This is a genomic window from Virgibacillus pantothenticus (assembly GCF_018075365.1).
In the GTDB taxonomy this organism is placed as follows: Bacteria; Bacillota; Bacilli; order Bacillales; family Amphibacillaceae; genus Virgibacillus; species Virgibacillus pantothenticus.
Window position 1 is genome coordinate 182509 of sequence record NZ_CP073011.1, and the last position, 15049, is coordinate 197557.

18 protein-coding genes are annotated in these 15049 nt (G+C 41.1%); all 18 read left to right on the forward strand.

Annotation, left to right across the window (positions count from 1 at the left end; all coding sequences use genetic code 11):
• Positions 1–125: 125 nt before the first annotated feature.
• The 18 genes from rpoC (at position 126) to rplN (ending at position 15030) form a co-directional block, all read left to right on the forward strand.
• Positions 126–3734: a DNA-directed RNA polymerase subunit beta' gene (gene rpoC, locus KBP50_RS00855; RefSeq protein WP_050349645.1), complete on the forward strand. Its 3609-nt coding sequence runs from the start codon at positions 126–128 to the stop codon at positions 3732–3734.
• A 176-nt stretch (positions 3735–3910) separates the two neighbouring features.
• Positions 3911–4165: a 50S ribosomal protein L7ae-like protein gene (locus KBP50_RS00860; RefSeq protein WP_050349644.1), complete on the forward strand. Its 255-nt coding sequence runs from the start codon at positions 3911–3913 to the stop codon at positions 4163–4165.
• A gap of 119 nt (positions 4166–4284) precedes the next feature.
• Entirely contained in the window at positions 4285–4698 is a 414-nt protein-coding gene (gene rpsL, locus KBP50_RS00865) for a 30S ribosomal protein S12 (RefSeq protein WP_050349643.1), read from the forward strand.
• Positions 4699–4741: 43 nt separating this feature from the next.
• On the forward strand, positions 4742–5212 hold the full coding sequence (gene rpsG, locus KBP50_RS00870; RefSeq protein ID WP_050349642.1) for a 30S ribosomal protein S7: 471 nt from the start codon (positions 4742–4744) through the stop codon (positions 5210–5212).
• Positions 5213–5248: 36 nt separating this feature from the next.
• Positions 5249–7327, forward strand: coding sequence for an elongation factor G (gene fusA, locus KBP50_RS00875; RefSeq protein WP_050349641.1), 2079 nt, complete (start codon positions 5249–5251; stop codon positions 7325–7327).
• Between the two features lie 126 nt (positions 7328–7453).
• Positions 7454–8644 carry an elongation factor Tu gene (tuf, locus tag KBP50_RS00880; RefSeq protein ID WP_050349640.1) on the forward strand — a complete coding sequence of 397 codons (1191 nt, stop codon included), beginning with the start codon at positions 7454–7456 and terminating at the stop codon, positions 8642–8644.
• Between the two features lie 933 nt (positions 8645–9577).
• On the forward strand, positions 9578–9886 hold the full coding sequence (gene rpsJ, locus KBP50_RS00885) for a 30S ribosomal protein S10 (protein WP_050349639.1): 309 nt from the start codon (positions 9578–9580) through the stop codon (positions 9884–9886).
• A 28-nt stretch (positions 9887–9914) separates the two neighbouring features.
• Positions 9915–10544 carry a 50S ribosomal protein L3 gene (gene rplC / locus KBP50_RS00890; RefSeq protein WP_050349638.1) on the forward strand — a complete coding sequence of 210 codons (630 nt, stop codon included), beginning with the start codon at positions 9915–9917 and terminating at the stop codon, positions 10542–10544.
• 26 nt (positions 10545–10570) lie between these two features.
• On the forward strand, positions 10571–11194 hold the full coding sequence (rplD, locus tag KBP50_RS00895; protein WP_050349637.1) for a 50S ribosomal protein L4: 624 nt from the start codon (positions 10571–10573) through the stop codon (positions 11192–11194).
• Complete coding sequence (gene rplW / locus KBP50_RS00900) at positions 11194–11481, forward strand: 50S ribosomal protein L23 (protein ID WP_050349636.1); 288 nt, start codon at positions 11194–11196, stop codon at positions 11479–11481. Before rplD ends, rplW begins: the two co-directional genes overlap by 1 nt.
• Before the next feature lie 30 nt (positions 11482–11511).
• Positions 11512–12342: a 50S ribosomal protein L2 gene (gene rplB, locus KBP50_RS00905; RefSeq protein ID WP_050349635.1), complete on the forward strand. Its 831-nt coding sequence runs from the start codon at positions 11512–11514 to the stop codon at positions 12340–12342.
• A gap of 57 nt (positions 12343–12399) precedes the next feature.
• Positions 12400–12678, forward strand: a complete 279-nt coding sequence (rpsS, locus tag KBP50_RS00910) for a 30S ribosomal protein S19 (RefSeq protein WP_050349634.1) — start codon at positions 12400–12402, stop codon at positions 12676–12678.
• Positions 12679–12698: 20 nt separating this feature from the next.
• Entirely contained in the window at positions 12699–13040 is a 342-nt protein-coding gene (gene rplV, locus KBP50_RS00915; protein ID WP_050349633.1) for a 50S ribosomal protein L22, read from the forward strand.
• 3 nt (positions 13041–13043) lie between these two features.
• Complete coding sequence (rpsC, locus tag KBP50_RS00920) at positions 13044–13685, forward strand: 30S ribosomal protein S3 (RefSeq protein WP_050349632.1); 642 nt, start codon at positions 13044–13046, stop codon at positions 13683–13685.
• 18 nt (positions 13686–13703) lie between these two features.
• Positions 13704–14138, forward strand: a complete 435-nt coding sequence (gene rplP / locus KBP50_RS00925) for a 50S ribosomal protein L16 (protein WP_050349631.1) — start codon at positions 13704–13706, stop codon at positions 14136–14138.
• On the forward strand, positions 14128–14328 hold the full coding sequence (gene rpmC / locus KBP50_RS00930; protein ID WP_050349630.1) for a 50S ribosomal protein L29: 201 nt from the start codon (positions 14128–14130) through the stop codon (positions 14326–14328). The genes rplP and rpmC overlap by 11 nt, the downstream gene beginning before the upstream one ends.
• A gap of 27 nt (positions 14329–14355) precedes the next feature.
• A complete protein-coding gene (gene rpsQ, locus KBP50_RS00935; protein ID WP_050349629.1) occupies positions 14356–14619 on the forward strand; it encodes a 30S ribosomal protein S17 in 264 nt (87 codons plus the stop codon).
• Positions 14620–14661: 42 nt separating this feature from the next.
• Positions 14662–15030, forward strand: coding sequence for a 50S ribosomal protein L14 (rplN, locus tag KBP50_RS00940; RefSeq protein WP_050349628.1), 369 nt, complete (start codon positions 14662–14664; stop codon positions 15028–15030).
• Positions 15031–15049 lie beyond the last annotated feature (19 nt).

The following is a 15049-nucleotide window of genomic DNA, read 5'->3' on the forward strand; positions in this document are numbered from 1 at the left end:
TATCATAGAACACAGCTGTCATTGCAGGGACGTATCGAGGTAAAAATTTGGTTCAGTAGCTGTATTTACTTTAAGTAGCCGTTGGTAGCTTGGTAAAATCGGACACTAAGAGGGAGGTTGACCCCTTGCTAGATGTAAATAACTTTGAGTATATGAAAATCGGTTTAGCTTCACCAGAAAAAATTCGCTCTTGGTCATATGGTGAGGTAAAAAAACCAGAAACGATTAATTACCGCACATTAAAGCCGGAAAAAGACGGACTGTTTTGTGAGCGGATTTTTGGTCCGCAAAAAGATTGGGAATGCCATTGCGGAAAATATAAACGAGTGCGCTATAAGGGAGTTGTCTGTGATCGATGTGGTGTGGAGGTTACAAAAGCTAAAGTACGTCGCGAACGGATGGGTCATATTGAGCTAGCTGCGCCTGTATCGCACATCTGGTACTTTAAAGGTATTCCAAGTCGCATGGGGCTTGTTTTAGACATGTCTCCTCGTGCTTTGGAAGAAGTAATCTATTTTGCTGCTTATATTGTAACGGAAGCTGGCGATACACCATTAGAGAAAAAACAACTCCTATCGGAAAAAGAATACCGTGCATATTACGATAAATACGGTAAGTCGTTTAAAGCACAAATGGGAGCAGAAGCCATTCGTAAACTGCTTCAGGATATTGACCTTGATAAAGAAGTAGGCATTTTAAAAGAAGAACTAAAAACAGCACAAGGACAACGCAGAACACGTGCCATCAAACGATTAGAAGTGCTAGAGGCATTTCGCCATTCCGGAAATGAAACTTCTTGGATGGTTTTAGATGTATTGCCAGTCATTCCACCTGAAATTCGTCCAATGGTGCAGTTAGATGGCGGTCGCTTTGCCACTTCTGATTTAAATGATTTATATCGTCGTGTTATTAACCGAAACAATCGGTTGAAGCGTTTATTAGATCTTGGAGCACCGAGCATTATTGTTCAAAACGAAAAGCGTATGCTTCAAGAAGCCGTAGATGCACTTATTGATAATGGTCGTCGTGGACGTCCAGTAACAGGACCAGGTAATCGTCCGCTAAAATCCTTATCTCATATGTTGAAAGGAAAGCAAGGACGTTTCCGTCAAAACCTGTTAGGTAAACGTGTAGACTATTCTGGTCGTTCTGTTATCGTAGTTGGACCACACCTGAAGATGTATCAATGTGGGCTTCCGAAAGAAATGGCACTAGAATTATTTAAGCCATTTATTATGAGAGAGTTAGTATCAAAAGGAATTGCGCATAATATTAAGTCTGCAAAACGGAAAATTGAACGGGTTCATCCGGAGGTATGGGATGTTCTTGAAGAAGTTATTAAAGAGCACCCTGTATTGCTTAACCGTGCACCGACACTACACAGACTCGGTATTCAAGCGTTTGAGCCAACACTTGTAGAAGGTCGTGCTATCCGTTTGCACCCATTAGTTTGTACGGCATATAACGCGGACTTTGATGGAGACCAAATGGCTGTACACGTACCGTTATCAGCAGAGGCTCAAGCAGAAGCGCGTATTCTGATGCTTGCAGCACAAAACATTTTGAATCCAAAAGATGGGAAGCCGGTTGTAACTCCATCACAGGATATGGTATTAGGAAACTATTATCTCACGCTTGAACGGGAGAATGCTATCGGCGAAGGATCTGTCTTTACAGGCGTTAATGAAGCGATTATGGCATATCAAAACGGATACGTGCATTTGCATACACGTGTCGCTGTTCATGCGTCTGGATTAAATAACAAGACATTTACAGAAAAGCAAAAATCACAATTGCTCATTACGACGGTTGGGAAGTTAATCTTTAATGAGATTCTATCCGATTCCTTCCCGTATATAAACGAACCAACGAAAGAGAACTTGGAACATCGTACACCTGAAAAATATTTTGTGGAAAAGGGTACAAATATCCCTGAATTGATTAAGTCGCTTGATTTGGTGAAACCATTTAAAAAAGGCTTTTTAGGAGATATTATTGCTGAAGTCTTTAAACGATTTAAAATCAGTGAAACATCTAAAATGCTTGATAGAATGAAGGATCTTGGTTTTAGCTATTCGACGAAAGCGGGTATGACAGTCGGTGTTTCCGATATTGTGGTTTTAAAAGAAAAAGAAGCGATTCTTGATGAAGCACAGCAGAAAGTAGACAACGTATTGAAACAATTCCGTCGCGGTTTAATTACGGAAGATGAGCGATATGACCGTGTTATCGCAATTTGGTCGCAAGCCAAAGATACCATTCAGGATAAGCTGATGCTGTCCTTAAGTAACAGAAACCCAATTTATATGATGAGTGATTCTGGTGCTCGTGGTAACGCATCAAACTTTACGCAGCTTGCTGGAATGCGTGGTTTAATGGCTAACCCGGCTGGTAAAATTATTGAACTGCCGATTAAATCAAGCTTCCGTGAAGGCTTAACGGTATTAGAGTACTTTATTTCTACGCACGGTGCTCGTAAAGGTCTTGCTGATACAGCGTTGAAAACAGCTGACTCAGGTTACCTAACACGTCGTCTTGTTGATGTGGCGCAAGATGTTATTGTACGCGAAGCAGATTGCGGAACCGATCGCGGGTTAACTGTAACAGCATTACAAGATGGTACGGAGCTAATTGAACCATTAGTGGATCGATTAATCGGTCGTACGGCCTTCTATGATGTAAAGCATCCTGAAACAAACGAAGTTATCGTAAAAGCAGATGAGCTTATTACCGAAGATCAAGCAAAACAAATTACGAATTCAGGTATCGAAGAAGTCACCATACGAAGTGCCTTTACTTGTAATACAAAACATGGCGTTTGCCAAAAATGCTACGGAAGAAATCTTGCAACAGGCGCCGATGTAGAGGTTGGGGAAGCGGTAGGAATTATTGCAGCTCAATCCATTGGAGAGCCGGGAACGCAGTTAACAATGCGTACCTTCCACACTGGTGGGGTTGCTGGTGATGATATTACCCAGGGTCTTCCACGTATTCAGGAACTGTTTGAAGCACGTAATCCAAAAGGGCAAGCAGTCATCAGTGAAATATATGGTACTGTTCAAGAAATTAAAGAAGTAAAAGATAAGCAAGAAGTTGTCGTACAAGGTGAAGTCGAACAACGCTCTTACGCTGTTCCTTACAATGCTCGCATGAAGGTAGCTGTCGGCGACGAGGTTATTGCTGGTCAAGAATTGACAGAAGGCTCCATTGATCCAAAGGATTTGTTACGTGTCCAAGGTGTAGAAGGCGTGCAAAATTATTTATTGCGTGAGGTTCAACGCGTATACCGTATGCAAGGGGTTGAAATTGGCGATAAACACGTAGAAGTGATGGTTCGTCAAATGCTTCGTAAGATTCGCGTAATTGATTCCGGAGATACTGACGTTCTCCCAGGCTCTTTATTAGAATTGCACCAGTTCCGTGATGCAAATCATAAAGTGCTTCAAGAAGGTCAACAACCAGCAATTGGAAAGCCTGTGTTACTTGGTATTACCAAGGCATCCCTTGAGACAGATTCCTTCTTATCGGCTGCTTCTTTCCAAGAAACAACGAGAGTGCTGACCGATGCTGCTATTAAAGGAAAACGCGATGAACTTCTTGGTTTGAAAGAGAATGTAATCATCGGTAAGCTTGTACCTGCGGGAACAGGAATGCAACGTTACCGTCGGATTAAGGCGGCAACGGATGAACCAATTACAACAGAAGCAATGGAAGAAACAGAAACCGTTCAATAACTGGTTTAACAGTCTCCCTTCTAAAAGAGTTGGGAGACTCACCAGTTCCCATACGAGTAGAGCAGACATTAAAACGGAAGCGTAAAAAATATGTAAATCATGTTGACATTAAAAAAAGTGAGTGGTAGAATATTCAAGGTGCTTCCGATTATACTTGGTGCTTTGGAGGATATGAGATGTCTTATGAAAAAGTAATGCAAGTGAAATCACGTGTAGTTATCGGAACAAAACAAACGCTTAAAGCCATGAAAGATGGCGATATAAGTGAAGTGTTTATTGCTGTTGATGCTGATCAACATATGACACAAAAAGTTGCACATTTAGCCGAAGAACTGAACATCCCTTGTCATCATGTCGATTCCAAAAAGAAATTGGGAGCAGCATGTGGCATCGAGGTTGGCGCAGCAACTGTTGGAATAAAACAAGGATAGTTTTGACGATTTCTCGTTAAAACGTTGTTTTTTACCAAAAGATGAACCACCTGGATGTGTGGGTTTACAAATTCGAGGCTGAATTAGTGATATAAACCATAGAAGGGAGGAAACATATCATGCCAACAATTAATCAATTAGTCCGCAAAGGACGTGTGAGCAAACCAAAAAAGTCTGATTCACCAGCTCTTAATAAGGGGTACAACAGCTTTAAGAAGAAATTTACAGACCTAAATTCTCCGCAAAAACGTGGCGTATGTACACGTGTGGGAACATTAACTCCTAAGAAACCGAACTCAGCACTTCGTAAATATGCTCGTGTCCGCTTATCTAACAACATGGAAGTAACAGCATACATTCCTGGAATTGGTCATAATCTTCAGGAGCATAGTGTTGTACTGCTTCGTGGTGGTCGTGTAAAAGACTTGCCGGGTGTCCGTTATCACATTGTACGTGGAGCTTTGGATACAGCTGGAGTAGAAGGTCGTCAACAAGGCCGTTCTAAATACGGTACAAAAAAACCGAAAAAGTAAGCAGATAATAAATTAACCTATAAGAAGAAAGGAGGAAGGACATATGCCACGTAAAGGCCCAGTACCTAAACGCGATGTCTTACCAGATCCACTTTACAACTCAAAATTAGTGACTCGTTTAATCAATCAGATTATGGTTGACGGAAAAAGAGGAAAAGCACAAAAAATTCTTTACAAAGCATTTGAATTGGTTGCTGAAAGAAGCGGACAAAACGCAATGGAAGTATTTGAGCAAGCTATGAAAAACGTTATGCCAGTCCTTGAAGTACGCGCTCGCCGTGTTGGTGGTTCCAACTACCAAGTACCAATGGAAGTACGTCCAGAACGTCGTCAGGCGTTAGGGTTACGTTATATCGTTAACTACTCTCGTTTACGCGGGGAAAAAACAATGGAAGAACGTCTTGCTAATGAAATTCTAGATGCTTCTAACAATACAGGTGCTTCTGTAAAACGACGTGAAGAAATGCATAAAATGGCAGAAGCTAACAAAGCATTTGCACATTACCGCTGGTAAAACAAATTAAATTCAAGCTAGAAAGGAGAAGAATACATGGCTAGAGAGTTCTCCTTGGAAAAGACGCGAAATATTGGTATTATGGCACACATTGATGCAGGTAAAACCACTACTACCGAGCGTATTCTTTTCTATACAGGACGTATTCATAAGATTGGTGAAACGCATGAAGGTGCTTCACAGATGGACTGGATGGAGCAGGAACAGGAGCGAGGAATCACGATTACTTCCGCCGCAACAACCGCTCAGTGGAAAAACCATCGAATTAACATTATTGATACACCTGGACACGTAGACTTCACCGTTGAAGTTGAACGTTCATTACGTGTCTTGGACGGAGCAGTAACCGTTCTTGATGCACAATCAGGTGTAGAACCACAAACCGAAACAGTATGGCGTCAAGCAACAACTTATGGTGTTCCGCGTATTGTTTTTATTAACAAGATGGATAAAGTCGGTGCAGATTTCCTTTACGCTACAAAAACATTAAAAGACCGTCTAGGTGCGAACGCACATCCGGTTCAGCTTCCGATAGGTGCAGAGGATAAATTTGAAGGAATAATCGATCTCATTGACATGCAAGCATACTTCTATGAAGATGATCTTGGTACACATGCTGAAACTCGTGAAATTCCTGCTGAATTAAAAGACAAAGCTGAAGAGTGGCGTAATAGCTTGATTGAAGCTGTTGCTGAACTTGATGAAGATTTGATGATGAAGTACCTTGAAGGTGAAGAAATCACAAAAGATGAGCTGAAAGCCGCTATTCGTAAAGCTACATTAGATGTTGAATTCTACCCTGTATTTTGTGGATCAGCTTTCAAAAACAAGGGTGTACAATTAATGCTTGATGGGGTTATTGACTACCTTCCAGCACCTACGGATGTTGCTGATATTGAAGGGATTATTCCTGGAACAGAAGAAAAAGTTACTCGCCCATCTACGGATGATGCACCATTTTCTGCATTAGCATTTAAAGTAATGACAGATCCATACGTTGGTAAACTTACTTTCTTCCGAGTTTATTCAGGAACTTTAAATTCAGGTTCTTATGTGAAAAACTCTGTGAAAGATAAGCGTGAGCGTATTGGACGTATCCTACAAATGCATGCGAATTCGAGACAAGAAATTTCAACCGTATATTCTGGAGAAATTGCTGCTGCTGTTGGTTTGAAAGATACAACTACTGGTGATACACTTTGTGATGAAAAGAATCTGGTTATTCTTGAGTCCATGGACTTCCCAGAACCGGTAATTGGGGTTGCAATTGAACCAAAAACAAAGGCAGACCAAGATAAAATGGGGATTGCTTTAGGTAAATTAGCTGAAGAGGATCCAACATTTAAAACAGAAACAAACGAAGAGACTGGTCAAACGATTATTTCTGGTATGGGTGAGCTTCATTTAGACGTTATCGTTGACCGCTTAAAGCGTGAATTCAAAGTAGAAGCAAACGTTGGTGCGCCACAGGTTGCTTATCGAGAAACATTCCGTTCCGCTGCTGAAGTAGAAGGAAAGTTTGTTCGTCAATCTGGTGGACGCGGACAATATGGGCACGTTTGGATTAAGTTTGAACCAAATGAAGAAGGAGCAGGCTTTGAATTCGTCAATAATATTGTTGGTGGGGTTGTACCACGCGAATACATTCCATCTATTCAAGCTGGTATTGAAGAAGCAATGGAAAATGGGGTATTGGCTGGCTATCCACTAATTGATATTAAAGCGACGTTATACGATGGAAGCTATCACGATGTTGACTCCAACGAGATGGCATTTAAAGTAGCGGCATCCATGGCGCTAAAAGCTGCGAAAAATAAATGTAACCCAGTTCTTCTTGAACCAATTGCTAAAGTTGAAATTGTTATTCCAGAAGAATATATGGGAGATATTATGGGTGACATAACTTCTCGTCGTGGACGTGTAGAAGGTATGGACGCTCGTGGTCCTGCACAAGTTGTAAAGGGATTTGTCCCGCTTTCTGAAATGTTTGGTTATGCTACAGCATTACGTTCTAACACACAAGGTCGCGGTACCTTCACTATGTACTTCGATCATTATGAAGAAGTACCAAAGAGTATTGCAGAAGAAATTATTAAGAAAAATGCTGGCGAATAATTGATTTTTTCATAAATCTAAAGTATAACTTGTATTAAAGGCTAAGAAGTGATGATGATCCATTGTTTCTTGCTAACTATAAAATTTAAAATAAACTTTTTCATTTACTTAAAGGAGGAACTATAAATGGCTAAAGAAAAGTTCGATCGCTCGAAAAGTCACGTAAACGTTGGTACAATTGGACACGTTGACCACGGTAAAACTACGTTAACTGCTGCAATTACAATTGTAATGCATAAAAAATCTGGTAAAGGTACGCAAATGGCTTATGACCAAATCGACAACGCACCAGAAGAAAAAGAGCGTGGAATTACTATCGCAACTTCTCACGTAGAATACGAAACAGATACTCGTCACTATGCGCACGTTGACTGCCCAGGTCACGCAGACTATGTTAAAAACATGATCACTGGTGCTGCACAAATGGACGGAGCAATTCTTGTTGTATCTGCTGCTGATGGTCCAATGCCACAAACTCGTGAGCACATTCTACTATCTCGTAACGTTGGAGTACCTTCTATTGTAGTATTCCTAAACAAAGTGGATATGGTAGATGACGAAGAACTACTTGAACTAGTTGAAATGGAAGTACGTGATCTATTAACTGAATATGACTTCCCAGGCGATGATGTTCCAGTAATTGCTGGTTCTGCTTTGAAAGCAATTGAAGGAGTACCAGAATACGAAGAAAAAATCGTTGAGCTAATGAACGCTGTTGATGAGTACATTCCAACTCCAGAGCGTGATAAAGACAAGCCATTCATGATGCCTGTAGAGGACGTGTTCTCTATTACAGGTCGTGGTACAGTTGCAACTGGTCGTGTTGAGCGTGGAGAAGTTCGCGTTGGTGACGAAGTTGAAATCATCGGTTTGAACGAAGCAGCTCAAAAAACGACTGTAACAGGAGTAGAAATGTTCCGTAAGCTTCTTGACTATGCTGAAGCTGGTGACAACATTGGTGCACTACTTCGTGGTGTGGCTCGTGAAGATATCAACCGTGGTCAAGTATTGGCTAAGCCTGGTTCAATCACTCCACATACAAAATTCAAATCAGAAGTGTATGTACTATCTAAAGAAGAAGGTGGACGTCACACTCCATTCTTTGCAAACTATCGCCCACAGTTTTACTTCCGTACAACGGACGTAACTGGTGTTATCCAACTTCCAGAAGGAACAGAAATGGTAATGCCTGGCGATAACGTAGAAATGACAGTAGAACTTATTTCCCCAATCGCAATTGAAGACGGAACTCGTTTCTCTATTCGCGAAGGCGGACGTACAGTAGGTTCTGGCGTTGTTACAGAAATCGTTGAATAAGAAAAAAGATGATAAAGCACAGGTTGCGTGACGACGTAACCTGTGTTTTTTTACACTATAGGAAAGTATAAGGTTTTTTTGGTTTATAGTATAAGAAAAACAAAGGCTTCCTCCATTAGACTTGGCGACAAGCCAAGTTTTTCTTATAAGATAAGAAAATATAAAATGAGATGCTTGGGATAACGAAATAAACGAATAGCCACGTCCGGCGCATGAGCCCAGCAACTAGGCGACATTAGAAATGCGCCCTACGATACGTCATCATCGGTTCGTCGCCTCACCGTGATTCCTTTATCTCAGTTGATTCGTTCCATTCGCTACGTTGCTAAACGGGCGCTTGAGCCTTTGTTCCGAATCCATTCATTTATGGCAGCGTAGATTAGAATTGATATCTGCATAGCTTGAGATGGATAGTCAGTATGATTATCTTTCTATTAAAATTGTGTTTAATAAGTTTAATTGTTTGTATCCTAAATGTAAGAACAGTAAGACTCACGCATTATAGTTGAGGGTAATACACGAAAGGTCTAAGTGAATAGACAACGATACCAAAACTCCGATTCGTACTGATACCTTTAATTCACAGCTTTTTGGTACTAACGACCAGTCGGGGAAGAAAGAACCCCCTCACTAAATTGAAGTTTCGCTTCATTTAAAGGTTGACTCCGAAATTTTTTGTCTATCCTAGTTAATAAATTTGTATAAACCCTTGAAATCATATAGGGAAGTACGTATAATATATAGATGTGCAATCACTATTAGTAAAAAAGGGTTGCATATATGAACGGCATTCTATATAATGAGAATGTTGGCCGTTCAAGGCGATGAAGCAGAAGGTTGTTGGCACACCCGGCCCCTTTGCCATGGCGAGTGGTCAAGAAATTTCTGCAGAGTATGTCTATTCCAAAATGGGCGAATAAAGGAGGGAAAATAATGGCAAAAGAAAAGATTAGAATCCGTTTGAAAGCTTATGATCACCGTATTTTAGATCAATCAGCTGAGAAAATTGTCGAGACCGCGAAACGCTCTGGTGCTAATGTATCGGGTCCAATCCCGCTACCTACTGAAAAATCAGTATACACAGTATTGCGTGCGGTTCATAAATACAAGGATTCACGCGAGCAATTCGAGATGCGTACACATAAACGTTTAATCGATATTGTTAGTCCTACACCACAGACTGTAGATTCACTAATGCGTTTAGACTTACCATCTGGTGTAGATATTGAAATCAAACTATAATGAGAGTTTTAAATAGGAGGTGTAACGGATGACGAAAGGAATCTTAGGTCGTAAAATCGGCATGACTCAGCTTTTCTCTGAAACAGGAGAATTGATGCCTGTAACTGTAATTGAGGCTGAGCCAAACGTCGTATTACAAAAGAGAACATTAGAAAATGATGGTTACGAAGCAATCCAGCTTGGTGTTGTTGACGTAAAGGAATCACGTACGAATAAAGCGGAAAAAGGTCATGCTGAAAAAGCAAACACAACCCCTAAGCGCTACGTTCGTGAAATCCGTAACGCGAAGCTTGACGAATATGAAGTTGGTCAAGAAGTTAGTGTGAATGTATTCGCAGCTGGCGATAAAATTGATGTAACAGGAACTACAAAAGGGAAAGGATTCCAAGGTTCCATTAAACGCCACAATCAACAACGTGGTCCGGAAACTCACGGTTCCCACTATCACAGAGGTCCGGGTTCGCTAGGTGCAGTCGACCCAATGCGTGTATTCAAAGGAAGACCACTTCCAGGTCGTATGGGTGGAGAGCAAGTAACTATTCAAAACCTTGAAGTAGTGAAAGTAGACGAAGAGCGCAATTTACTACTAGTAAAAGGTAACGTTCCAGGTGCAAAGAAATCATTCGTAAAAATCACGAGTGCAATCAAGGCTAACTAATCACACAGACGAAGGGAGGATATGTCATGCCTAAAGTAGCACTACTAAAACAAGATGGAGCTCAAGCTGGTGAGTTGGAATTAAATGATTCCGTATTTGGCATCGAACCAAATACGCATGTATTACATGAAGCAGTAGTCATGCAACGTGCATCTATGCGTCAAGGTACGCATGCGGTGAAAAACCGTTCTGAAGTACGTGGCGGTGGTCGTAAACCATGGCGTCAAAAAGGAACTGGTCGTGCACGTCAAGGTTCTATTCGTTCCCCGCAATGGGTTGGCGGAGGTACCGTATTTGGCCCAACACCACGTAGCTACAGCTATAAATTACCAAAGAAAGTACGTCGTTTAGCACTTAAATCTGCACTTTCTTCAAAGACAAAAGAAAATAACCTTGTTGTTTTAGAAAGTCTCAGTTTTGATGAGCCTAAAACGAAGGAAGCAGTTAAAATGTTAACAGCATTAAATGTAGACACAAAAGCATTAATCGTAGTGGCTGAAAAAGAAGAGAACGTTGTTCGTTCTATGAATAACCTTCCAACTGTAACAGTTTTAACAGTGGAAGAGATGAATGTATTAGACTTGCTTGGCCATGACAAGCTGATCTTAACAAAAGAGGCAGCTGAAAAAGCAGGGGAGGTGCTTGCATAATGAAAGATCCACGTGATATTATAAAGCGCCCTGTCATTACAGAACATTCAGCTGATTTAATGGCAGAAAAAAAATATACTTTTGAAGTAACTCCTAAAGCGAATAAAACAGAAATAAAAGATGCTGTTGAACAAGTATTTGGAGTGAAAGTGGTAAAAGTGAACACCATGAATGTAAAAGGAAAGTTTAAGCGTATGGGTCGTTACGGTGGATACCGTTCAGACCGCAAAAAAGCTGTTGTTCAGCTTTCGGAAGACAGTAAAGAATTAGATTTCTTTGAAGCATAAATAAAAAGTTCGTGAAGGAGGGAAATAAAGATGGCGATTAAAAAATTCAGACCAACGTCCAACGGTAGACGTAATATGTCCGTATCTGATTTTGCAGAAATCACTACAGATACGCCTGAAAAATCCCTTTTAGCTCCACTGCACAAACGTGGTGGTCGTAACCATCAAGGGAAATTAACTGTTCGTCATCAAGGTGGCGGTCACAAGCGTCAATACCGTATCATCGATTTCAAACGGGATAAAGATGGTATACCTGGACGCGTTGCTACTATTGAATATGATCCAAACCGTTCAGCAAACATTGCTTTAATTAACTATGCTGACGGAGAAAAGCGTTATATTATAGCTCCAAAAGGCTTGAAAGTAGGTCAGGAAATTGTTTCTGGAGCAGATGCAGATATTAAATTAGGTAATGCATTGCCTTTAGTAAACATTCCTGTAGGTACAGTTATTCACAACATCGAGTTGAAGCCTGGACGCGGAGGACAACTTGCACGCTCAGCTGGTGCAGAAGCACAGGTTCTCGGTCGTGATGGAAAGTATACTCTAGTCCGTTTAGCTTCTGGTGAAGTTCGTTTGATTCTATCAACTTGCCGTGCAACAGTAGGTCAAGTAGGTAATATTGAACATGAACTTATCCGTGTAGGTAAAGCTGGACGCTCTCGTTGGTTAGGCATTCGTCCAACTGTCCGCGGATCTGTTATGAACCCGAATGATCACCCACACGGTGGTGGTGAAGGACGCGCGCCAATCGGCCGTAAGTCACCAATGTCACCTTGGGGTAAACCAACACTTGGTTACAAGACACGTCAACGTAACAAGCCATCTGATAAATATATCGTTCGTAAACGTAAAAAATAACCAAAAACAGTGGCGGGGAAATAAGCCCGTCTCTCCAATGCGAAAGGAGGTTTATCCATGGGTCGCAGTTTGAAAAAAGGACCTTTTGCAGATGACCATCTGATGAAAAAAGTCGAAGTACTAAACGAAAGTGATAAAAAGCAGGTAATTAAAACCTGGTCACGTCGTTCAACTATTTTCCCTAATTTTGTAGGTCATACCATAGCGGTATATGACGGACGCAAGCATGTACCTGTCTATGTTACAGAAGATATGGTCGGTCATAAATTAGGAGAATTTGCGCCAACACGTACCTTTAAAGGGCATAGTGGCGATGATAAGAAAACAAAACGCTAATAGGAGAGGAGGCACACAACATGCAAGCTAAAGCCGTTGCAAAATCGGTTCGTATTGCTCCTCGTAAAGTACGTTTAGTCGTTGATCTGATTCGAGGAAAAAATGTGGGTGAAGCAATTGCGATTTTACGCCATACACAGCGCGGTGCTTCTCCAGTCGTAGAAAAAGTGTTAAACTCTGCAATTGCAAACGCAGAGCACAATTATGAAATGGACACAGATAATCTGGTTGTTTCGGAAGCTTATGTAAACGAAGGCGTTACTTTGAAACGTTTCCGTCCACGTGCACAAGGTCGTGCAAGCAGAATTAACAAACGCACAAGCCATATTACAGTAGTGGTAACAGAAAAGAAGGAGGGTTAGTCAGTGGGTCAAAAAGTAAATCCAACCGGTCTTCGTGTCGGCATCATTAAAGACTGGGAGTCGAAATGGTATGCTGGCAAGGACTATGCAGACTTATTACATGAAGACATTAAGATTAGAGAATATCTGGAAAACCGCTTGAAGATAGCTGCTGTTTCCTCGATTGATATTGAACGTGCAGCAAATCGAGTGAACATTACGATTCACACTGGAAAACCAGGTATGGTTATCGGTAAAGGCGGTTCCGAAGTAGAATCACTACGCAAAGCTTTGAACAGTTTAACTGGCAAGCGAGTTCACATTAATATCGTAGAAATTAAAAAAGTAGATCTTGATGCAACATTAGTTGCTGAAAATATTGCGCGTCAATTAGAAAACCGTATTTCATTCCGTCGTGCACAGAAGCAAGCAATTCAACGTGCTATGCGTGCAGGTGCAAAAGGAATTAAAACACAAGTATCCGGACGTCTTGGCGGCGCAGACATCGCTCGTGCGGAACACTACAGCGAAGGGACCGTACCACTACACACGCTACGTGCTGATATCGATTATGGCACAGCAGAAGCAGACACTACGTATGGTAAGTTAGGTGTCAAAGTGTGGGTATATCGTGGAGAAGTCCTTCCAACTAAAACAAACAAATAAGGAAGGGGGCACTGTATTATGTTAATGCCTAAACGTGTGAAATATCGTAGACAACATCGTGGTAAAATGAGAGGCCAAGCCAAAGGTGGCACAACTGTAGCTTTCGGTGAATATGGTCTGCAAGCAGTAGAACCGTCATGGATTACTAGCCGTCAGATTGAGGCTGCTCGTATTGCAATGACTCGTTACATGAAGCGTGGCGGTAAAGTTTGGATTAAAATCTTCCCTGACAAACCATATACTGCAAAACCCCTAGAAGTTCGAATGGGTTCCGGTAAAGGTGCTCCAGAAGGATGGGTAGCAGTAGTTAAGCCAGGGAAAATTATGTTTGAGATCGCAGGAGTATCAGAAGAGGTTGCTCGTGAAGCACTACGTCTTGCTTCTCATAAACTTCCGATTAAAACTAAATTTGTAAAACGTGAAGAAATTGGTGGTGAAAGCAATGAAGGCTAATGAGATTAGAGAACTAACCACTGCCGAAATTGAACAAAAAGTAAAAGGTTTGAAAGAAGAACTATTCAACTTACGCTTCCAGCTTGCAACTGGTCAATTAGAAAACACTGCACGTATTCGTGAAGTAAGAAAATCAATTGCACGGATGAAAACCGTTGTTCGTCAACGTGAGCTTAGCGTAAATAACTAGAATTCTCGAGAGGAGGTAAACCTCAAAATGACTGAACGCAATGATCGTAAAGTATACACTGGTCGTGTGGTTTCCGATAAAATGGATAAAACCATTTCCGTTCTAGTGGAAACATATAAATTCCATAAGCTATATGGAAAACGTGTTAAATACTCAAAGAAATTTAAAGCACATGATGAGAATAACCAAGCAAAAGTTGGCGATATCGTAAGCATCATGGAAACTCGTCCGCTTTCAGCTACAAAACATTTCCGCCTAGTTGAGATTGTTGAAGAAGCGGTAATTATATAATAAAGTTCGCTCGGAAGGTATCCGAAGGGAGGTTACAGCGATATGATTCAACAGGAAACTCGTTTAAAAGTTGCAGATAACTCTGGTGCACGTGAATTATTAACCATCAAAGTATTGGGCGGATCTGGACGAAAAACCGCTAATATTGGTGACGTTGTTGTTTGTTCGGTAAAAGAAGCAACACCAGGCGGCGTTGTCAAAAAAGGTGATGTAGTAAGAGCAGTTATTGTACGTTCGAAATCTGGTGCACGCCGTAAAGATGGATCATATATTCGTTTTGATGAAAATGCAGCGGTAATTGTTCGTGATGATAAAAGTCCAAGAGGAACTCGTATTTTTGGACCAGTTGCACGTGAATTACGTGATGCAAAGTTCATGAAAATCGTATCTCTTGCTCCAGAAGTATTATAAGCTAAAATTTAGCCTTGTT